This is a genomic window from Acetobacter fabarum, assembly GCF_040702925.2.
GTDB lineage: Bacteria > Pseudomonadota > Alphaproteobacteria > Acetobacterales > Acetobacteraceae > Acetobacter > Acetobacter fabarum_B.
In genome coordinates this window covers 26,460-44,922 of sequence record NZ_JBFCXX020000017.1, presented here as the reverse complement: position 1 = coordinate 44,922, position 18,463 = coordinate 26,460, and the positions used below count along the sequence as shown (strand labels likewise).

The 18,463-nt window shown below is 61.5% G+C and carries 23 protein-coding genes; 2 read left to right on the top strand and 21 right to left on the bottom strand.

From position 1 onward, the window contains the following. Position 1: 1 nt before the first annotated feature. The 14 genes from AB2L51_RS11640 to AB2L51_RS11570 all read right to left on the bottom strand — a co-directional run bounded on the left by AB2L51_RS11640 (position 2) and on the right by AB2L51_RS11570 (position 8,514). Complete coding sequence (locus tag AB2L51_RS11640; protein ID WP_395582630.1) at positions 2-1,741, bottom strand: relaxase/mobilization nuclease domain-containing protein; 1,740 nt, start codon at positions 1,739-1,741, stop codon at positions 2-4. A 282-nt stretch (positions 1,742-2,023) separates the two neighbouring features. Next, on the bottom strand, positions 2,024-2,740 hold the full coding sequence (locus AB2L51_RS11635; RefSeq protein ID WP_395582631.1) for a lytic transglycosylase domain-containing protein: 717 nt from the start codon (positions 2,738-2,740) through the stop codon (positions 2,024-2,026). A gap of 4 nt (positions 2,741-2,744) precedes the next feature. Beyond that, entirely contained in the window at positions 2,745-3,083 is a 339-nt protein-coding gene (locus AB2L51_RS11630) for a DUF736 domain-containing protein (protein ID WP_095350273.1), read from the bottom strand. Position 3,084: 1 nt separating this feature from the next. Continuing rightward, positions 3,085-3,642, bottom strand: a complete 558-nt coding sequence (locus AB2L51_RS11625) for a S26 family signal peptidase (protein ID WP_095350278.1) — start codon at positions 3,640-3,642, stop codon at positions 3,085-3,087. Beyond that, positions 3,639-4,136, bottom strand: a complete 498-nt coding sequence (locus AB2L51_RS11620; protein ID WP_095350274.1) for a DUF2840 domain-containing protein — start codon at positions 4,134-4,136, stop codon at positions 3,639-3,641. The genes AB2L51_RS11625 and AB2L51_RS11620 overlap by 4 nt, the downstream gene beginning before the upstream one ends. Then, positions 4,133-5,212: a replication initiator protein A gene (locus tag AB2L51_RS11615; RefSeq protein ID WP_124306680.1), complete on the bottom strand. Its 1,080-nt coding sequence runs from the start codon at positions 5,210-5,212 to the stop codon at positions 4,133-4,135. Before AB2L51_RS11615 ends, AB2L51_RS11620 begins: the two co-directional genes overlap by 4 nt. 13 nt (positions 5,213-5,225) lie before the next feature. Further along, entirely contained in the window at positions 5,226-5,477 is a 252-nt protein-coding gene (locus AB2L51_RS11610; RefSeq protein WP_084149793.1) for a helix-turn-helix transcriptional regulator, read from the bottom strand. 221 nt (positions 5,478-5,698) lie between these two features. Next, positions 5,699-6,247: a DUF2285 domain-containing protein gene (locus AB2L51_RS11605; RefSeq protein WP_223846632.1), complete on the bottom strand. Its 549-nt coding sequence runs from the start codon at positions 6,245-6,247 to the stop codon at positions 5,699-5,701. 19 nt (positions 6,248-6,266) lie between these two features. Next, positions 6,267-6,485 (bottom strand): transcriptional regulator domain-containing protein, encoded by a 219-nt coding sequence (locus AB2L51_RS11600; protein WP_075595803.1) that lies wholly within the window; start codon positions 6,483-6,485, stop codon positions 6,267-6,269. Between the two features lie 139 nt (positions 6,486-6,624). Beyond that, complete coding sequence (locus AB2L51_RS11595) at positions 6,625-6,888, bottom strand: hypothetical protein (protein WP_034932810.1); 264 nt, start codon at positions 6,886-6,888, stop codon at positions 6,625-6,627. 348 nt (positions 6,889-7,236) lie between these two features. Then, on the bottom strand, positions 7,237-7,380 hold the full coding sequence (locus AB2L51_RS11585) for a hypothetical protein (RefSeq protein WP_253545869.1): 144 nt from the start codon (positions 7,378-7,380) through the stop codon (positions 7,237-7,239). Between the two features lie 80 nt (positions 7,381-7,460). Then, a complete protein-coding gene (locus AB2L51_RS11580) occupies positions 7,461-7,613 on the bottom strand; it encodes a hypothetical protein (protein WP_395582632.1) in 153 nt (50 codons plus the stop codon). A gap of 343 nt (positions 7,614-7,956) precedes the next feature. Next, positions 7,957-8,280 carry a DUF736 domain-containing protein gene (locus AB2L51_RS11575; RefSeq protein WP_034930119.1) on the bottom strand — a complete coding sequence of 108 codons (324 nt, stop codon included), beginning with the start codon at positions 8,278-8,280 and terminating at the stop codon, positions 7,957-7,959. Positions 8,281-8,298: 18 nt separating this feature from the next. Further along, a complete protein-coding gene (locus AB2L51_RS11570) occupies positions 8,299-8,514 on the bottom strand; it encodes a hypothetical protein (protein ID WP_034932806.1) in 216 nt (71 codons plus the stop codon). Positions 8,515-9,108: 594 nt separating this feature from the next. Here AB2L51_RS11570 and AB2L51_RS11565 point away from each other — a divergent pair. Then, positions 9,109-9,768 carry a plasmid pRiA4b ORF-3 family protein gene (locus AB2L51_RS11565; RefSeq protein WP_408874557.1) on the top strand — a complete coding sequence of 220 codons (660 nt, stop codon included), beginning with the start codon at positions 9,109-9,111 and terminating at the stop codon, positions 9,766-9,768. Positions 9,769-9,943: 175 nt separating this feature from the next. Here AB2L51_RS11565 and AB2L51_RS11560 read toward each other — a convergent pair whose 3' ends face one another. From AB2L51_RS11560 to AB2L51_RS11530, 7 genes are all read right to left on the bottom strand, one after another. Further along, positions 9,944-10,879: a DUF2493 domain-containing protein gene (locus AB2L51_RS11560; RefSeq protein ID WP_034932802.1), complete on the bottom strand. Its 936-nt coding sequence runs from the start codon at positions 10,877-10,879 to the stop codon at positions 9,944-9,946. A gap of 313 nt (positions 10,880-11,192) precedes the next feature. Continuing rightward, entirely contained in the window at positions 11,193-12,239 is a 1,047-nt protein-coding gene (locus tag AB2L51_RS11555) for a DUF7146 domain-containing protein (protein ID WP_034932798.1), read from the bottom strand. Beyond that, positions 12,226-12,666, bottom strand: a complete 441-nt coding sequence (locus tag AB2L51_RS11550) for a hypothetical protein (RefSeq protein ID WP_034932795.1) — start codon at positions 12,664-12,666, stop codon at positions 12,226-12,228. The genes AB2L51_RS11555 and AB2L51_RS11550 overlap by 14 nt, the downstream gene beginning before the upstream one ends. A gap of 84 nt (positions 12,667-12,750) precedes the next feature. After that, on the bottom strand, positions 12,751-13,953 hold the full coding sequence (locus AB2L51_RS11545; RefSeq protein WP_395582633.1) for a DUF932 domain-containing protein: 1,203 nt from the start codon (positions 13,951-13,953) through the stop codon (positions 12,751-12,753). 136 nt (positions 13,954-14,089) lie between these two features. Continuing rightward, complete coding sequence (locus tag AB2L51_RS11540; RefSeq protein ID WP_034932831.1) at positions 14,090-16,168, bottom strand: ParB/RepB/Spo0J family partition protein; 2,079 nt, start codon at positions 16,166-16,168, stop codon at positions 14,090-14,092. Positions 16,169-16,394: 226 nt separating this feature from the next. Then, positions 16,395-17,015, bottom strand: a complete 621-nt coding sequence (locus AB2L51_RS11535) for an NIPSNAP family protein (RefSeq protein ID WP_039733240.1) — start codon at positions 17,013-17,015, stop codon at positions 16,395-16,397. Next, positions 17,012-17,371, bottom strand: coding sequence for a YciI family protein (locus AB2L51_RS11530; protein WP_039733242.1), 360 nt, complete (start codon positions 17,369-17,371; stop codon positions 17,012-17,014). The genes AB2L51_RS11535 and AB2L51_RS11530 overlap by 4 nt, the downstream gene beginning before the upstream one ends. A 101-nt stretch (positions 17,372-17,472) precedes the next feature. Between AB2L51_RS11530 and AB2L51_RS11525 the strand changes: the two genes are divergently transcribed. After that, complete coding sequence (locus AB2L51_RS11525) at positions 17,473-18,369, top strand: LysR family transcriptional regulator (RefSeq protein ID WP_082084838.1); 897 nt, start codon at positions 17,473-17,475, stop codon at positions 18,367-18,369. Positions 18,370-18,463: the final 94 nt, after the last annotated feature.

Below are 18,463 nucleotides of genomic sequence, written 5' to 3'. Positions count from 1 at the left end.
TTCACAAACCCAGCCCCCTGTTCCGGGTGAAGCTCCAGTCAATCCCGCCATTGTCGCGCGCGACACCGGAGACGTGCCTGCCCTGCTGCTTCTCCAGCGATGGCGTCCAGGGCACAAGCTGGAACTGAAGCCCGTCATCAATCATCGCATAGCGACCCGAGGCCAGCACCATGCGCTGACGATAGGTGCCGGTGACATACTCCCCCGAACCCGACTGGCTGAATGTCCGTCCCGTCTCGACGGCCAGCCGCTCTCCAACTTCCCGGACCTCCCGGTCCCTGAGCGTCCCGATCAAGTTGCGCGCCAGAACCACCCGCTGCGTGTGACGTTCGGCAAGACCCTGCTCAATCAGTTGCTCCGCCCGGCGCTCCATCGCCTCACGGACCTCGGCGCCAAAGCCCGCCTGCCCCAATGCAACAGGGTCGCGCGCCACTGCCTGCCGGTCGAGCCAGGTGGCCCCTCGCGCCATCACCTGATCCTCGATCGACAGATCAGACCGCACAGCCAGCGCCACACGCCGTTGCCCCTTCCGGTCATCGAAGGCGCGCAGTTCCACCACCGAACCCATTACACTGTCCCCGGTCGCATCGAGATCGGGAAAGCGGATATGATGCGTACGCCCGTCCACGCCGTCGATGACCGCATAGGCCGTGCCTTTCAGTTCATCGTCCAGACCACGATCAACCAGCCTGCCGATGACGGGAACATCCAGGCTTTCGCCCGCCAGCACATAACTCGACGTGCTCCGCTCGATCCCGCGCTCGGCCAGGGAACGGTGAATGCGCTTGATGATGTCGCCGCGTTCGCCCAGTTCACGCAGCGTCGCCTCGGCCGTCTCATCCAGCAACCATTGCCCCTCTCCAACCTGATGGGCGAGACCAAGCCCTTCCAGCCGACGCAGGCGTCCGACCTTCAATGCCCCGAACGGATCGGGCTGCTCACCAGGCGAAGGCGCCGTGTCGATGACGCCATCGCGCCCCGCATCGCGCTGAAGCTGCCGGTCAAGCTGGGTCCAGTATTCGGAATCGACCTGACGTTCGAGGGCGCGGTGAATTTCGATGTCATTGCGCTGCCCGAGTTCCTGCGTCACCAGATCCTGGGCACGGGCGCGCAACCCGTCTTTGATATAATCCCGCGAGATGACAAGGTCGCTGCCATCCTCGGCTACACCGCGCACGAGGATATGGACGTGGGGGTGCTGCGTGTTCCAGTGATCCACCCCCACCCAGTCCAGTTTCGTGCCGAAGTCTTTTTCCATCTGCCCGACCAGTTCGCGGGCATAGCCCTTGAGGTCGGCCATGTCGGGCGCGTCCTCGGGCGAGACGATGAAACGGAAATGGTGACGGTCGTCCTCGCAGCGTTCGGCGAACGCCTTCGGGTCGGCATCGTCGATGCCGGGACCAAAGAGCCGTGCCTTCTCACCGTCCTTCGTGACCCCTTCCCGGCGCAGGTAACGCAGATGGGCGGCGAGCGGCGCCTTGCGCCCGCTATGGCGTACGACACGGGCCTTGACGGTCACGCGGCGGGCTCGGCTGGTCAGCAGGCGATTGGCCCTGGCTGCCGCGATGCGGCCACGCCCGAAGGACGAACGGGAACCACTGCCGTTGCGGCCCGAGCGGAACCCGCCGCCACCGGCACGCTGGGCCGAAGCAAGGGCCTGGGCGACGAAGGGCTTGAGCCGCTGGGCGCGCGGCGAGCGGATGCGACCCAGACGGGGCCGGAAGTCATTCTCGCGGGCCATTGGACCCTCCAATGTGCGAAAAAGGCTGGTGCAACAAAGGAAAACAGGGTCGGCAAACATTGCCAAAGAAGAGGAAACATTGCTGAAAGAACGAAAAAACGCAGGAAAACCGACACCCCAACCGAGGCGCAATGTGCGCCCTTTTATCTCGCCTCTCCTTAACCCCGCCCCAAAGTGCCTGTTCCACCCTGCCAGCACCCAATCCGCGATGCTGGCCCCTGCCCCGATCGCCCTCCACGAACCACCGCAAACCGGCAAGGGGAAGGATGCCTGGACGCGCATTCATGGCGTTGCCCCCGATGCGGAAGAGACAACGAACAACCCATCGGAAAGCGGCCTGACAGGCGCGAGACCATGCGCGATGATATCACTTCGAACACCATGCGACGGCAGCTTCATTGCAACCGGAACGCCCTGCCCCACATCGTCCGACTGCACGGCGAAAATCGGCGCGCGGGTCCAGAACAGCGGGTCGGGATGCGAAACCGACATCAATGAATCTGCACCGTCCTGACCGATCAGAGGCAGCAATCCGGCGACATAGGCGCGCGTTTCGGGTGGCAGCGGGCGTTGCCGATCGCGATAATCCTCATAGCGTCCCGGCCCGGCATTATAGGCTGCCAGAAAGCCCGGAGAGCCATAACGATCGTGCATCTCGCGCAGGAACGCGGCGCCCGCGAGAATGTTGTCATGCACATCGAACGGATCGCTTCTCAACCCGTAGCGAGCACGCAGATCGTTCCATGTCGCGGGCATGATCTGCATGAGTCCACGCGCGCCTTTCGATGAAATCGCGCTAATATCACCACCGCTCTCAGCGCTCATCACAGCCCGTATCCACGTCGCGGGAATATCAAAACGCTGCACGGCTTCAGCGATCACGGCAGCATAAGGATCAGTGTCAGCGGGCGCTGGAACCGATGCTGCCCATGACGGGTCAGATGCGCCCGATACGCCGATTGCAATGACACCGACAGCGAGGAGAACCGTGCATCGCATTGCCTTACTCCCCGCGTTCGGCACGTTTTGACGGACGCGTCCAGTTCAGCACCCAGACCGCACGCTCCCCACCGGCACGGAAGAGATTGGCACGGATCGGTTGTGCAAAGGCGGGATCGTCGAGGGCTACTGCGATGTATTCACCAGCCCTCTCGCCGGTGCGTTTCCAGCCCGCACCAACCTCCGGACCATCGGCATCGGTGAGATGGATGCGGTAATCCGGCGCATGTTCGGCGTCGGAAAACTCGGCCGGAACAAGAAGGATATCCTGCGCCACGCTGAGGGTGCGGATGCGCCCGGCAAAGCCGGTTTTCGTGCGCGTGAAAAGACCGATCTGAGCCATCTCATTGCCCTTTCGTGGATGGATTGAAGATCACGTTGACAGATTGCTGGCTCCCCGATGGAAGCCAGACCGGGGTGGCGCGACCGATGACGGTGGAAACGGGCAACGGGCCGAAATACCGACCATCGAGACTGCGTGGCTCGGCCGGGTTCATGACGAAGACTTCCCCGGAAGCGAGATGCCGGCACCCCTGCCAGACGGGTAGCGGACGTCCCCAATGATCGCCGGATTGCGCGTCGCCAGCGAAGTGCCCGTCGATGGTTACGCGCTGCCCCGTACGGCACACGGACTGCCCTGAGATAGCCGCTACAGGTTTGAGCAGGGGCACACCGAGAGGGAGATAGCCGCGCGTTGCCAGCAGCATCGCCTCCTGCGCAGGCAGACGGACGGCGACCAGATCACCGACATGCGGTGTGGGGTTCCTATGCAATCGGTACAACCCGACGGGCACGCTCGCCGTCTCGTTCCAGATCAGGCGTGGCGCAGGATGAAGGACCATTGACGCACCCACGCCGAGCACGGCGAAATAGGTCGCAAAGAACCAGCCGCGCCGGGTCATGACGTCACCTGCCGCCGCTTGAGCCATGCTGAATGCTGCGCCCGCGTATAGGCACGGGGCTCATGTCCGGCAGTGATGCGATGGTGGAGATGCCGCCAGTATTCGGGCGCTGCATCCGCCGGATCGAGACCCAGCGCTTCAATGGCATCGACCGCCCGAAGCACATGTTCGACCCGTGGCCAGCTATCGACACGCAGGAGGATTTCGCCGCCAGGACGCACGAACGGCAAAGTCTGGAACACTTCACCAGCCCTGACGGCCCGCACGATATCCAGTCGGGAGACGGTGATACCGAGGTCATTGGACGCCCAGCGCACAAAGGCGAAAACACTTCCTGGCGCAAAGCTGGAAATGCGGCGGCGGTCATCAAGGATATGCTCGTCGCTGCAATGCCCGAAGCGCAGCCAGTGTTCGATGCGCCTGTCGATCCAGGTCAGTTCGACATGCGTCAGTGTCGCCGGATGCCGGTGGGAGATGGGAGATTGTCTGCTCATGGCCCGTCTCCCGGCCCCTTGAAGGGCGCAATGGATGGGCGAGACGCGTTATCCGCAGAACGGCGCTTCCCATCAACATAAGAGTTAGAGTCTAAGTTAGATAAGTTAAGGGCTGGAATCGCCGTTTCCGGCCAAAGACTTAGCTGGGGTTTGTGCGTGTGAAGTCCCGATAGTCCTGCGTGTAATGTCCCGATAGTGGATGCGTGCGAAGTCCCGATACCATCCACATAGTTGTCCACAGGATGTGTGGATAAGTCAGTCGGCAGGATGCGCAGCAACTCGCGCACGCCGGCACGTTCAATGCTCAGGCGATAGCCAGGCAAGGGCTGGCAGGCGGCGGCACGCCGGATCTGGATGGCAAAATCCGAGGGACGCATCAGGCTGCCGGATTTCTGGTGCAGATGCCCGATCTCGAAAGCCCAGCCGGTACGTTGGCGACCCGCGTGTTTGCGGGCGACACGGTAGAGCCAACGCTCGATGCCGCCCGTCAGCCGGAAATAGGCCGGGTCGATGGCCAGCACCAGCGAACGGTCGATGACACCGCGATACAGCCATTCGGGAATGACGATCTCGACACCAGCGGCGCGACCATTCCGGCTGGCGCAGATTTCCCACTCGGTAATCCAGGAAAACTGCTGCCGTCGCCAGTTCTGGCCGTTGCGGATCGTGGTGGCGACCACGGTGGACTGGAGCCGGGCAAGTGCCGCCCTGAGCAGCCCATAATCCCGCGCCCCAGTCTGTCGGCCGATACCGGTGAGCAACTGGTAAGGCGTGAAGCGCAGAAAGCGCGAGGTGGTCAGACCGAGATTTTCCGCTTCGACGATCTGGCTGGCGGCCCAGATCAGCACGTCAGCGTCCCAGATCGTCGCCATGCCGTGCTCGGGCATGCCGAACACCTCTACGCGCGTGTCCCCTGCCGCGTAGAGGATTGGCGTCGTGCGCTTCTTTTTGGACAGGGAGAAAAACGGTCGTTCCATCAGATCGCGCTGGTCGCGCGGGCTGATCTCGCCGCTGGCGACAACGAACGGCAGGAGCCTGCTGCGCTCACTGGCCGTGAGGATGTGGCGGGCCTGCATGTCCATCCTCCCCTCACCGGCGATTAAGGCCGGCAGAGCGGGCCTCGTCATAATTCGGATCAGAGGTGGACCGGCAGGCGCTGGCGGTAGCCCAGGCGTCGAGGTCGTCGATCAGGTAGACGACACGACCGCCAAGCTTGCGGAAGGTCGGACCACTGCCATGGCAGCGGTATTTTTCCAGCGTGCGGGGAGAAAGGCCTAGAATCTGCGCGGCCTGATGTGTGCGCAGGTAGCGTGCCGGTGACGGCGCGTGTCTGTCGAGCATGGTATGCCTCCATCTGGTCTCGAAGCGCCGCAGGAATGATGCGGCGGATCGGGATGACGGTGGCGAAGAAAGCAGGCGTTGGGGGTGGACGAAGATTTTTCGGACTCAGTGTCCACCCTTCGTGTACCGGGACGTGCATGGGCGATACCGCGCGGAGCCGGGCGTGAAGCAGCGTGGGGAAAATGGGGGATCGCAGCGGGAAGGAGCGAAAACAGGCAGCACTATTTTCCGCGTAGAAAATCCAGATAACCGCCTTTGACCCGGTTCCGGGCGTCAAGAAGCAGGCGCTCCGCATGGCGACGCGCCGCCGTGTTGCGCCATTCGACCGCCGGTAAATCCGCCTGCCATGAACGATTGGCCGCAATGGCGATATCGCGGACGGTGCCGCCCGCTTCGTGAATATCGAAGGCGAGAAGGAGCAGTATCTGCCGCGCACGTTGCAACGGGGTCAACTGGAGGGCGCGCGGAAGCAGGCCAACGCGCTGGCCGCGCTGCCTGCGAAAGAAACGCAGCGCCACGTCGAGACGCAGTTCAGCGGCGTCGTCCATCGGCAGGAGCACGGCGGGTCGAACGATAGCCAGCGGGCTCAGAAGCCGAAGGTAAAGATTGCCAGCCACATCGCCGATCACCAACCACGCGTCGTCTTCCGCATCATGACGGGCCAGAAGGGTTCCAAGCACCGCCGGATTGATCGGGGTCACGATGGCGAAATCCGATGGCGCGGGCGTGAGGATCAGTGTGGCCGGTGAAACCTCGGGCCGCCAGATCATGCGCCCCTGAGGGACGGGTTCATCGGGCGCATGGACAAAAGCAGAGCCCCCAGCGTCGGGAGAACGCCGCGCACTCGGCGGCGGAATCCACGCCCCGACGGCCGATCCGCCGTTGCAGGCGGGCATAGTCGCGGCGATAGGTGGTGTTACGGCGGAGAAATTCGACGGCGAAACCGGAGCGGTCCAGACGGCTGATATGGTCGCGCAGTTCCGGTGAACGCCATAAAGGTGTTGGCATGCGGGCCTCCCTGTCTGTCCCCCCATGCGGCAAAAGGGGAAGCTTCCATCAGCCAGAGCGGGAGCGGGAGTGCATAGACCCTGATTTTTTATCGGGGAGAGAAGCGCAGGGCAGATGCGGGTGCCGGGGCGAAGCCCGGCTATTGCAGGCGCGGTTGCAGCAGATACTGGAAACCGGCTTCGCTCATCCAGCGCGCCCGTGCCAGATGCCTGCCATGAACGGCTTTCGCACGCAGCGGTTCGCGAACCGGGTCAATTTCGAACAGCACCGCAACGACTTCGCGCCAGTCCGCCCCTTCCTCGTCCGCGACCAGAAGGCGCAGGTAAAGCCCGAGATGCGCTTCGTCGTAGGCGTTTACCCGTTCGGTGAGAGGGGGATGGTCAAGGAAAGACGGGTCGGTCATGGCGGTTCCTCACGATACCGCTGCCAGATCGGTTCGATAACAAAGATCGGGATTGCCGACCGGCCAGGTTTGCATGACCCCGCCAGAAATCAGCACGCCCAACGGGGAAGGAATGACATGAACGGAACAGATCAGGGCGATTCCGCCCGACTACGCCCCCTACCCTGCCGCGTCTGGATATCGGAAGTCTCGTTAAGAAACATGACGCCGCGTCCCTGTCCGGACTCGATGAACAGAATGCCCGCCGCTTCCAGCGCGCGACGGACCTGATCGATCGTGCCCTCATGAACGCCCAGACCGCGTTCGGATTCTAGGCGCTTGAGCGCGGTCAATGCTACGAGGGCCTTTTCAGCGAGCCTTTCCTGTGTCCAGTTCAGGAGTGCCCGTGCCGCCCTTACCTGTCGGCCAGTGATCATCCACGATCACATCCGACACGCGGAGCCTGCACACCAGAAATACGACTATAATAGTCGCTTTGTGGATATTCAACATCGTTCTTTCAGGGGGATACCGAAAGAGAGTCGGCGTCTGGTTCCCGATTGTATTGGCGACCATGCAAAAAGACCCCCGCTCTATGCGGGGGCCGTCTCGTCGTCGCGCTCTGTTGCGCATCGTGCAAGCGCCTCGTTCAGTTCGCGCTCGATCTGCCGGCGCTCGCGGCGGCTCAGGTGAAAGCTGGTCAGTTCGGCGCGCAGCATCTGGATCTGGTCGTGTAGCGTGGTCATCGTCCTGCTCCTTTCGTTTTTCGAAGACAGGACGGACGGCTCATGCCGGGGTGGACCGGGTCAGGGATCGCCGAAGGCGACCGGCTTGCCGGCGTGTGGGGGAGCCGATTTTGTGCGGTGCGCCCGAAGGGTGCATCGGGCAAAATTGGGGGGACCACGCGTCCTTGACGCGGTTCGCCCTCGCGCATGGTACAATGGGAAGGCTGAGGGAAAGCCCCGTGTTCCTCCTGCGTCTCACGTCGGGCGACCTGCACTGCCGCCCGCGCCCCGGAAAAGCACGTGGGAAAATGAAAGCCCGGAAGGCCCCGCCCGGGGAGACCGGGCGGGGTTGGTGGTGGGGCGCTTACTCCCCGTTCCGGCTGCGGGGCCGGGTCCAGATGAGCGAGTAGCCCTCGCCCTCCTCGTCGGTGAACAGGTTGGCGAAGATCGGGGCGGCGAAGGAGGGATCGTCCAGCTTCAGACTCAGATAGGTGCGGCCTTCGCTGGAGCGGCGGGTCCAGGCGGCACCGAGTTCTACCCGTCCGAGGTAGACGCGGTAGTTGGGGGCGTTGTCGTTGGCGCGGTTGGTTTCGGCCACCAGACGGACGTTGCGGGCCTGCAGGGCCAGGGTGACGATTTCGCCTTCGAAGCCTTCGCCCACCTTCTTGAAGGAACCGATGTTAGCCATTGTCGTATCTCCATGCTGTTATCGGGCCGCGACCACCGTGGCCTCGATGGCGATCGACCAGCCGGAGGCGAGCGGCAGAGCACCCCTCGGGGCCGAAGCGCAGCGGAGGACGGCAGGGCCGGAACTTTCTTGTTTCGCGAGGAATGACGGCGCAGCCGGCAGGGGAAGAAAGTTCTGGAACGCCGTTGCGGCCAGCCGATCGAGGCGCAGCCGGTCTTCGGCTAGATCAGCCATCCGACAGAGGCCATGGTGTGCGGACCCGCCAGCCCCAAAGAGATACGATGCCGGCATGACCGGTCCGACAGGTGGGGGGACGATGCGATCTGGCGCGAGACTGTCACGCTGGCATTTTGGGAAACTGGCCCCGTCCGGTGGTCGTTTTTGCCGTCCCCGATGTTACGCCCCCTTTTCACCCGCTCATGGGCAGGGTTGCCCGTGCGGTGCGACAGGCCCCCGCTCCCGGCACAAGCGCATCCCGTTAGAGCGGGCCGGATGATCCCTCGTTCGCTGCCTGCCGTCCCGGCCCTTTCACCGATGGGGTTGGCGCGGGCGTTTCATCCCCATGGACCGTCCCCGCAGACACACGGGGCTGCCATCGAACTCCGTCCCGCCGGTTCTCCGGGCGGGGACTTCCAGGGGGCGGGCGAACGTGCCTACCGCCATCAGGTGCGCAGGAACTGGGGAGCCCGACGTCATTGCGGCTCAGACGTCAGACTTCATGTATCATGACGGTTTTACAAACCGTCGTGGAAATAATGCCCACCACGCTCTGTAAAAACCGTGCCGAGAAATCAGCACTGATCTTACACCCCGCCACACGCAACTTTCTTGACTTTATCAGGAATTACCATTTTTCTTGAAACCATGTTTGGACCTCCCAATGCTATGCAGATCAGAGTCTCAATCGACGATATCGAACCAGCCGTCTGGCGGCGTCTCGTCGTGCCTAGTGCGTGGAACCTGGAGCAGCTTCACCTCGCGATCCAGGCGGCCTTTAACTGGTGGAATTATCATCTCCATGAGTTCGAGATCGGGGGACTGCGTTACGGAAATGCCATTGAGGCTGCGGAAGGATCGGCCATCGGCGATCCTCAGGTCTTTGACGAGCGCCAGGTCCGGTTGCGAGATTTCCGCAACGCGGGCACGGCGTTCACCTACGTCTATGATTTTGGCGACGACTGGCGCCATACCGTAGAAATCGAAAATCTGCTTTTCCTCGAAAGCGCTCCCCAGCACGCGACCTGTGTTGACGGCGCGCGAGCCCGTCCGCCTGAGGATGTCGGCGGCATTCCAGGCTATGAGCAGTTTCTGGAGGTAATCGGCTCCCCCAAGGATCCCGAGCATCGGGAAACCAAGGCCTGGTGTGGTGGCCATTTCGATCCCGAGTGGTTCGATCTTGCAACCGTCGACAAGGATGTTCGAAACGCATTGAAGCCGAATGTGAAAAGAAGGCTTCATCAGCCGAAACCGAAAAAAAGCAAGTTGTAGATATCACTAAGTCAATCAGGCGTGTTTCAAGGTATAAGGTCAATGTTGTCGATCGGGATCGACGGCAGAACCGGGTTAAACGCGCCATGCCTTATCTTTCAGGCATTGAAAGACCGTCAATACGGTAGCCCTATGCTACCGTGCCGATTTCTCGGCACGGTTTCCTCACAACCTGTCAGGCACTATTCTTTTTCTGAAACCGCCAGACCGGGATACCCATCTGCTTCGCCTTGTCGGCCAGATTGTCCTGAATGCCCGAACCCGGAAATACCATGACGCCGACGGGCAGGACTTTCAGCAGGGCGTCGTTGCGCCGGAACGGGGCGGCTTTGCCGTGCCGGTTCCAGTCCGGTTTGAAGGCAATCTGTGGAATTTCGCGATGATCGGCCCAGCGGGAAGCGATGAATTCCGCGCCCTTGGGCGAGCCACCATGCAGCAGCACCATGTCGGGATGCTTCTCACGCACCTTGTCCAGCCGGTTCCAGATCAGGAGATGGTCCTCGTAATCGAGCCCGCCGGTCACTGCGACCTTTGGCCCGGGTGGCACGAGCAGCTCCGTTTCGGCCTTGCGGCGGGCGTTGAGGAAATCGCGGCTGTCGATCATCGACGCCGTCAGGGTGCTCCGGCTGACCAGCGAGCCGGAGCGTGGCCGCCAGGGCGACATCGTCAGGCGTTCGAACTGGTCGCAGGCGAGGGCGCGGAATATCTCATAGGCATTGCGTCGCTCCAGCAGGGTCAGCCCCTCGGCGATGAGGCGCTCCAGTTCCACCGAGCGGATCTCGCTGCCATCCTGTTCCTGCTGGCTGCGTTTCTGCGCCTGCTCGTTACGGTCAAGATCACGCTCCACCTGCCCGACCATACGGTGAAAGACGTTGACGGTGGACCAGAGCAGCGGTTCGAGATCAGGTTCCAGCCGCGTGTCGGTCAGTGTGGCTGACAGGGCATCGAAGATATCGGCAATCGCGCCCTCGATCTGGCTGGCGTCGGGCAACGGCCTCGCGTCCGGCTCGTCCTCGAAGGGACGATGGCCGTAAAGCTGGAGTTCCGCCAGCACATGAGCGGTGGAAGAGGTAGCGTGTGCGGGTTCGAAATCGTGCTGTGTGCGGGTCATGGGTCTGTCCTCCGGTTCTGGCCGCGCCCCTCGCGGCCTTTCCGGGGGCGGACAGCGGCAGACGAAGGCCGGGCCGGAACCGCGCAACGCGCGGCCGCAGCGCAGCGGAGGATGGCAGGGAGACGGCTATTTTGCTTCGCGATGCAAAGCGCGGCACGCGCGGCGGAAAATAGCCGGTTCCGCCATTGCAGGCCCGGCCTGGCTGACGCCCGCTCCCCTTCCAGAAAGGCCGCGGGCGCGCCCCATCCGGAAACAGGACAGCCCTGCGCACACCGGAAAGAAGAAGACCCTCACACCCCCTTCCCGGGCCGCCTCAGTGCGTGACGGGATGCAGAAACCGCGCCACGTCCTGCGGGGCAAGCTGGGGATGCAGGATTGCCCGCATCGCGCCACGCCCGAGGTAGCGGAGATCATCGTTGAAGTCCGCCAGACGCGGTGACAGCACGAGGCACTCGATCCCGGCTTCCTGCGTCCGGGTCTGCAGGATCGTCACCGCATGGTCTCCGGCCGGATCGTCATCGCGCAGCACGTAGAGGCGGCGCAGCGTATTTGGAAACATCATGGCGGCGAGATGCGCCGAGGACAGGCAGGCGGCCAGTGGCAGAGCGGGCATGATCTCATGGAGCGAGAGCACCGTCTCGATGCCCTCGCCCGCCGCCAGAACGTCGGACACCGTGCCAAAGCGCACGGCATTGCCGAGCAGGTCGCCCAGGGCACGGCGCGGATGATCGACCGGCGCCTTGCCGCGCCCGTCCGCCGCCAGCCAGGTCCGATGAACCCCGGTCAGGGTGCCGTCGAGGTCGGTGACGGCGGTGATCATGGCGGGCCAGGTCTCGGTCGGACTGTCCTCGTCCGGGCGGTAAAAGCAGCGCGGATGGAAGTGCAGGGCTGCGGTTCCGTGCAAACGCGTAATGTCGCGTCTGCGGAGATACATTTCTACGGACGTGCCCGCGATCGGCCCGGACATGGCCCAGAGCCGTCGCGCGGCTTCGGACGAACTGGCGGAACCACGCTCACGGGCAGGCCGGTCCTGTGACGGCGGCACCGGATCAGGGCGAGGCAGACTGAGGAAGGCGCGCGCCTCGTCGACCACGTCGCGGAAATCCACCAGACCGAGGCTTTCGCGGATCACGTCAAGCAGGTCGCCATGCTCGCCAGACTGCGCATCGGTCCACTTACCGGCCCTGCCGTTGGCGGTATCGTGCAGCCGGACAAACAGCGACCGGCCGGGAGTGTTGCGTACGTTACCGACCAGCCAGTAATTGCCATGACGGCGACCGGCGGACAGATAGCGTCGGCATACCGCCTCCGCGTTCTCCGCCAGACGGTGAGCCAGATCCCCAGCATCATGTCCAGTCATCGCCTTGCCCTCCTGTGTCGGGATTGCCTCCGTCCAGGGCAATCGCCAGCCAGCGATCAGTGGTCATCCATGAAATCGCTTTGCGCCTGCCAAGGTCAAGCAGATGCGCGCCGCCGCTGAAGGCGCCGATCCGGGGGCGGGATGCCGTATTGGCCCACTGGAATCCCCATCGGCCCCGCAACCGGAATGTTCGCGCACAGCGCAGCACGAACTCCACAACCTGATGCGGATCTCCGGTCGTCTCATCGTGCATCCAGAGTTTCGTGCCGCCATATTCAGGCACGATCGACAGAATGAAACCGTCAGAGGGCGGGTCTTCCGCCGCCAGTTCGTCCATGAATTCATTGTAGAGATCGAGCCCCTTTGCGGCATTGTCCACCGTGCCCACGTCGAGCACGCAGGAAAAATGCGTGAAAAAATCAGCCATCGGAAAAACTCCCGAAACGAAAAAAGCCCGGCGCAGGGGCCGGGCTCGTAAAAACGTATTGGCGGAAATACAGAAAAGCGGCTTTCAGGACGCACGCTCCATCAGCCTGCGGGCCTTTTCTTCCAGATCCAGCCGCGTATCCTGATTGGCTTTTGTGCGTGCCAGTGCGGTAATACCCTGCACGAAATCGAACACGCTCTCGGGCTTGCGGCCCTCTTCGTGCAGCACGGCTTCGATGATCTTCGCGGTTTCCGGTTTCGAGAACCCGCGACGGCGCAGGAAACTTTCGCGATCATCATCGGTTCTGGCCACCAGCGCCCGACGCGAAGCCTGGATACCGGAAACAAACGAGGCCGGGCTGGCCGTGGCGAAATTCCGGAGCGCTGGTGTCGCCTGATGCACGAAGCGGGATGCTGCAAACTTGCTATGCCGGATCGTGATCTGTTCGAAATTTTCGACGCCCCAGAGCATGCGATTTTGGCACACTCCGCGCAGGTAAAATGACGCAATACCAAGGCTTTTACTGCCGACTTCAGAATTCCACGCATAGAAACCCCGGAAATAGAGATCGGGATCGCCATTGGGCAGGCGTCCGGCCTCAATCGGGTGTGTATCGTCCACGAGGAACAGAAAAACATCGCGATCTGATGCGTAGAGCGTCGTCGTCTCCTTCGTGATATCCACATACGGATTATGGGTCATGGTCGCCCAGTCGATGACACCGGGCACCTTCCAGTTGGTATCACCTGTGCCGTCACCGGCAATTTTCCGCACCGCGCCGACCAGTTCGTGGTCCCAGATGCGGCCGTAATCTGGCCCGGTGACCGCGCGCAGTTCCACGCGGCCGTCCTCGGTTTCCAGTGCTTTGATCAGTTCAACCCGGTGTGACAGCAGGCCGTGCTGGAGATTGATCGCCGCCAGTGGAGCCGGAAGGTTACGCAGGTAGGACGATGGCGCGCTGACCAGACTGCACATCTGGCCGAACGACCAGTGTGTGGGGGCAATCGGCTCCTGCTGCCCCGGTACAGTCAGGGTCAGGCGCTCGGCATTGTCGCGCGAGGCTTCCACGCGAATGGCGCGGCTTTCCACTGTGCGGGTCGTGGCCCGATCTGCTCGCGCCAGGGTCGCGGCATGCAGGTCGGACAGCGACAGATAGCGTTCGTCATCGGGGCGGGAAAACCACTCGGACGATACGCGGGCACTGCGCTCCCCACGCGAAGGATCGATCCTGAAGCCGCCGGATGCGGCACCACGGGACGCGGGGGACAGGATGGTGGTTGTGATCATGGAAAACTCTCCTCTATGCCGGTTATTCGGCACAGAAGGCGAAGCCGACCTCTCCCTCTTTCCGGTATGCCGGACACGAAAAAAGCGGCTTCCGGGCACCGGAAGCCGCTGTCTCACAATTCCAAAACTCATTGCGTCACTCGGCGGCGATGGCCTCCATATCCCCGCCTGACGTCACCGTTTCAACCTGTGCCTGATCGGCCAGCCCCACGGTCCGCAACGCCTCGGGCAGCCAGCCCGAACCATCAAGCAGCCGCTCGGCCTCGCGCGCCATGTCGGGCTTCTTCATATGAACTATGCGGTCAGCCGCTTCGTCGCCACGTGCATCCCGCACCGCCTGCAGGATGCGCGCCTTGGTCACCCGGCCGAGATAGTTCTCGACCGTGGGCTGCCAGCCAGCCTCAATCAGATCAAGGCTGAGGGCCGACGCCAGTCGATTGGCCCGCTTGAGGCGTTCGGTCACGCTGCGCTGGGACACCGCACCATAGGCGGGCATGCGCTCATAGAGCGCGTTAATCCCGAAGGACAGGCAATGCGCCAGCAATGCCATGCGGCTGGTATCATCCAGCCCGGCGATCCAGCGCCACAGCGCGTCTTCGTCGTCCGGCAGATCGTGCTTCCAGCCATCGTTACGCTGTCGCAGCGCGTGGGCTGGCAGGCTGCCTGGCATGTCGGAGGAATGGACCGGCAGCGGGATTTCCCGGACATAGGCTTCCAGGCAATCCGCACCCGGTGTCTGCCAGTAAACATCGCGCACCAAGGTATGCAGCAGTTCGGTCAGCGCGATGTGCGGGTTGCTGGCAAAGGCGTCCCGCAGGGCGAGCGTGCGCCAGGCCGTCAGTTCGGTAAGCAACCGGTCAGGCAGCGGCTTGATCCCGTCTTCTTCCTCGGGTTCCACGTCGGGAGAGATGCTATCGCTCTTCCCCTCCTGATAACCATCGCCTGCGCTATCGTGCTCCTGCCCATCATACGCAGGGCAATTGTATTGATCGGCGTTGCCCGCATCATCGGTCTCTTCCGGCTCAGCCGGCATGTCCTCGGGGAGCACAAACCCCCGCTCCAACTGCAACGTACCATCGCTGGCGAGGCTTACGAAGGCCCCCGCCCGCGCCATGTCAGCGGGATCGAACGCCAGAGGCCGTTCTTCGAGGGCAAGGATGGCCTGTTCGATCTCGCCCAGCCTTGCATCAACCTCATCCGGGTATTCATCAGCCTGGGCATATTCAGCCTCGATGCTTTCCTGCTCGGCGCGCAGGGCTGCAAGCCGGGCAGTCTCCTCATCGGACAGCGGCATTTCCGTGCCATCGATCTCCGCAAACTGCCGTGTGTGGCCCCATGGGAATGACAGGGCGGTTTCGACCCATTTCCAACCCTCTGCACGGATATCTTCGGCGGCTGCATGCAGCTTTTCCATGACCAGCCGGTCCAGAATGGCCGGATCCTGCAACCAGCCGCCGTCATCGGCCTCGAACAGGTCGCGCATGATGGGACCACCCGCTACGATATAGGCCTCCAGCCCGACGAAACGGGCACGGGCGTCCGAAGCCCGCACGGTCTTTTCCGTCAGCATGCGGCGGATGACATAGGGTTCGCGGTTATGGCTCTGGGACACGATCTCCCAGACCTGTTCCTGACGGGCATGGTCATCGCTGATGGAAAAGGCCATCAACTGTTCCAGCTTCATGCCGTCCTGCTCGTAGATATCCAGCAGCTTGTCCGACACCGTCATCAGCCGCAGGCGCTGTTTGACCACGGTCGGTGCGACGAAGAACGCGGCAGCGATTTCTTCCTCGGATATACCCTTCTCCAGCATGTCACGAAAGGCGCGAAACTGATCCAGCGGATGCAGGGCTACCCGCTGGACATTCTCGGCCAGGGAATCATCTTCGGCGAGAATGGCCGACCCTGCCTCGCGCACGACGCACGGCACGGGTGCCGTTTTCGCCAGTTTCTTCTGCTTCACCAGCAGTTCGAGCGCGCGAAAACGACGCCCACCGGCCGGCACTTCGTAGGTACCGGTCTCAACCCCGGCATCGTCAACGACTGGCCGGACATTCAGGCTCTGCAGCAATCCGCGGCGCTCGATATCGCGGGCCAGTTCCTCGATCGACAGGCCGGACTTCACACGCCGCACATTGGACTGGGACAGGACCAGCCGGTTGAACGGGATATCACGGGACGAACTGAGGCTGATTTTGGGAATAGCGGTCGCCATGGCGAAAAACTCCATGACGGGCGGACAGGAGACTCTCTCCCACCCTCTCAACCCGTCACGAAATTTCGCGCAGCCCTCTGACTCTAAAAGGCCCGGACGCACCCAAAATCCGCAGCCTTTTCCCGGCAGAAAACGACGGCAACGGGAGGGGTAACAGAATGTCGGTTATCAAGCGACAAGGCTGGCAAAGCAGTCATTCATGGGAACATTTGTGAGCTTTTCGTCGTCACCGTAATGGCGAGAAAGTTTCCGGTAAGCAAAGGCAGGACTGGGCATGAATAATTTGCTCAGGCCCTCCTTTTGGCGGCCAAAGTCCGTCCACGTAATGTTGCTGACGCAGAATATTGCGTTGTTCAAAGCTGTCGAAGGCCCAGATATGGCAGATGCGTGACGCACCATCCAGCGCGAACATGTTGGTGATCAGGTGGCGGGTATAGGCTTGTGCAGGCTTCAGAGCACTCTGCCACGCTTTCAGGGTCGGTTCCAACCCTCCAGCTTTTAAACTGTAAGTTCGGATTTCATAGAGTCCACCACATTCACCAAACTCCGGGGGTTTAAGAAACGGAAAGCCTTCAAACGCCTCAGCTTCTATTAAAACGTCGTTCATCTTGATACCGAAGGGCGTTCTGGACTCCAGTGTTCTGTGCCGCGCCTTAAGCAAGGCATCCTGACAGGAAAAGGAACGCAGCAGGAGTAGCGTTCCAAGTTCACCGATCTCCGTTCGCCATACCCCTGTGAGGCTTCCCGCAACAGGATTCAGGGTATCCGAGAACCGTGCTTTCAGGAGACGGGAGAGGGCTGGCACTCCCAAAACATCCGTCCGAAAGCGAATCATTTCATAGATCATGAGTGTTCTTCGGATGGGAATAGAGATTGCAGTTCCACGGGCGGTTTGCCGGTCGATAGGTTGGACAGGCAACCGAACAGCGGATCCCACTCTTCAATTCGAAGATCACAGATCAAACCTTCCGGCGAGAACGGATCCCGAGCCACCATCGCTTCAATCTCCTGCCGATTGGCACCTTTCATGATCAGAAAACCTGACCGCAATGGGGTGCCTTTCAGCGGACCAGAAGCCAGAAGACTACCTTCCTGAATGAGGCGCTTGAGATACAGCACATGCGCCACGACATGCTGCCCCCACCCGTCGCCGTCCGGATGATCCATTCGCACAAGATAAATAGGCATTCTAAAGAGCTCCATCGGAGAAGATGCTTGCCGATCAATCAGCAGGCTCAACATATTCCTCTTTTTTAAGAGATAAATTGTCGATAGAAGATGTCAGTCACAACTGAGGATGATGAATGCTTGATCGTTTGACCAGTATGAAGGTTTTCATCAAGGTTGTGGAACTGGGGTCTTTTGCCGCGGCCGCTCAGCGTCTGACCTTATCGCCGCAGATGGTGGCCAAACATATAGAGGCTCTGGAGCGTCATCTTGGCACGCGCCTGCTCCATCGGACGACACGTCGTCAGAGCCTCACAGAAATAGGGAGTCTTTACTGCGAGCAATGTCATCTCGTCCTGAAGGCTGTCGAGCGTGCTGATAATCTTGCCGCCAACACGCTGGGCGAACCACGTGGTACACTTGCTGTCAGCGTACCAGTTACCTTCGGGCGGACCATGTTCCCCATGTTTCTACATAATTTTCGGAAGAAATTCCCGAAGGTACGATTACAAGTATCCCTTACGGATCAACTGGTTCATCCGACGCTGGATGGCCATGAAGCTGTCATTCGTATTGGCGAGCCAGATCCCGATCTTACGGTCGTCAGTCGCCCTCTGGCCTCATATTCCCTCACGGTCTGCGCAGCGCCTGCCTATCTCGAAAAATTTGGCGCTCCGGACAGTCCTGAGGAACTCGCCCGGCATCAGTGTCTTGTCTACGAAAACTCTGCAAATTCTGTACGAACAGCATGGCACTTTATACGAAAGACCTGCACACGATCTGTCATGGTTTCTGGCACTGTGACGTCCAACGACTGGGGCTTTCTATTGGCCCTCACCTTGTCAGGAGAGGGCATAGTATTGGGTTCTGAACAGGCCTTGAAGCCCGAACTTGATTCTGGCCGCCTTGTCCGCATTCTATCCCAGTGGAGAGTTCCTGGTCGCCCGATGCATCTGCTTTACAATGCCGGCCCTGCTATGACCCCAAAACTGCGGAGTTTCGTTATCGAAGTTCAAAACGCCTTTCCGCCATGACATCTGAGATATCCTACGATGCTCCGGCGCGTCGAAAGGTCCATGCTCTTCGACGGTACGCTCAAGCCCACACGGCAAGCTGCCAGCTGATTTC

Bases quoted from the DNA above. Each gene is read 5' to 3' on its own strand.
- AB2L51_RS11640 (WP_395582630.1), bottom strand. From the start codon at position 1,741: ATGGCCCGCGAGAATGACTTCCGGCCCCGTCTGGGTCGCATCCGCTCG.
- AB2L51_RS11635 (WP_395582631.1), bottom strand. From the start codon at position 2,740: ATGCGATGCACGGTTCTCCTCGCTGTCGGTGTCATTGCAATCGGCGTA.
- AB2L51_RS11630 (WP_095350273.1), bottom strand. From the start codon at position 3,083: ATGGCTCAGATCGGTCTTTTCACGCGCACGAAAACCGGCTTTGCCGGG.
- AB2L51_RS11625 (WP_095350278.1), bottom strand. From the start codon at position 3,642: ATGACCCGGCGCGGCTGGTTCTTTGCGACCTATTTCGCCGTGCTCGGC.
- AB2L51_RS11620 (WP_095350274.1), bottom strand. From the start codon at position 4,136: ATGAGCAGACAATCTCCCATCTCCCACCGGCATCCGGCGACACTGACG.
- AB2L51_RS11615 (WP_124306680.1), bottom strand. From the start codon at position 5,212: ATGCAGGCCCGCCACATCCTCACGGCCAGTGAGCGCAGCAGGCTCCTG.
- AB2L51_RS11610 (WP_084149793.1), bottom strand. From the start codon at position 5,477: ATGCTCGACAGACACGCGCCGTCACCGGCACGCTACCTGCGCACACAT.
- AB2L51_RS11605 (WP_223846632.1), bottom strand. From the start codon at position 6,247: ATGATCTGGCGGCCCGAGGTTTCACCGGCCACACTGATCCTCACGCCC.
- AB2L51_RS11600 (WP_075595803.1), bottom strand. From the start codon at position 6,485: ATGCCAACACCTTTATGGCGTTCACCGGAACTGCGCGACCATATCAGC.
- AB2L51_RS11595 (WP_034932810.1), bottom strand. From the start codon at position 6,888: ATGACCGACCCGTCTTTCCTTGACCATCCCCCTCTCACCGAACGGGTA.
- AB2L51_RS11585 (WP_253545869.1), bottom strand. From the start codon at position 7,380: ATGTTGAATATCCACAAAGCGACTATTATAGTCGTATTTCTGGTGTGC.
- AB2L51_RS11580 (WP_395582632.1), bottom strand. From the start codon at position 7,613: ATGACCACGCTACACGACCAGATCCAGATGCTGCGCGCCGAACTGACC.
- AB2L51_RS11575 (WP_034930119.1), bottom strand. From the start codon at position 8,280: ATGGCTAACATCGGTTCCTTCAAGAAGGTGGGCGAAGGCTTCGAAGGC.
- AB2L51_RS11570 (WP_034932806.1), bottom strand. From the start codon at position 8,514: ATGGCTGATCTAGCCGAAGACCGGCTGCGCCTCGATCGGCTGGCCGCA.
- AB2L51_RS11560 (WP_034932802.1), bottom strand. From the start codon at position 10,879: ATGACCCGCACACAGCACGATTTCGAACCCGCACACGCTACCTCTTCC.
- AB2L51_RS11555 (WP_034932798.1), bottom strand. From the start codon at position 12,239: ATGACTGGACATGATGCTGGGGATCTGGCTCACCGTCTGGCGGAGAAC.
- AB2L51_RS11550 (WP_034932795.1), bottom strand. From the start codon at position 12,666: ATGGCTGATTTTTTCACGCATTTTTCCTGCGTGCTCGACGTGGGCACG.
- AB2L51_RS11545 (WP_395582633.1), bottom strand. From the start codon at position 13,953: ATGATCACAACCACCATCCTGTCCCCCGCGTCCCGTGGTGCCGCATCC.
- AB2L51_RS11540 (WP_034932831.1), bottom strand. From the start codon at position 16,168: ATGGCGACCGCTATTCCCAAAATCAGCCTCAGTTCGTCCCGTGATATC.
- AB2L51_RS11535 (WP_039733240.1), bottom strand. From the start codon at position 17,015: ATGATCTATGAAATGATTCGCTTTCGGACGGATGTTTTGGGAGTGCCA.
- AB2L51_RS11530 (WP_039733242.1), bottom strand. From the start codon at position 17,371: ATGGAGCTCTTTAGAATGCCTATTTATCTTGTGCGAATGGATCATCCG.
- AB2L51_RS11525 (WP_082084838.1), top strand. From the start codon at position 17,473: ATGCTTGATCGTTTGACCAGTATGAAGGTTTTCATCAAGGTTGTGGAA.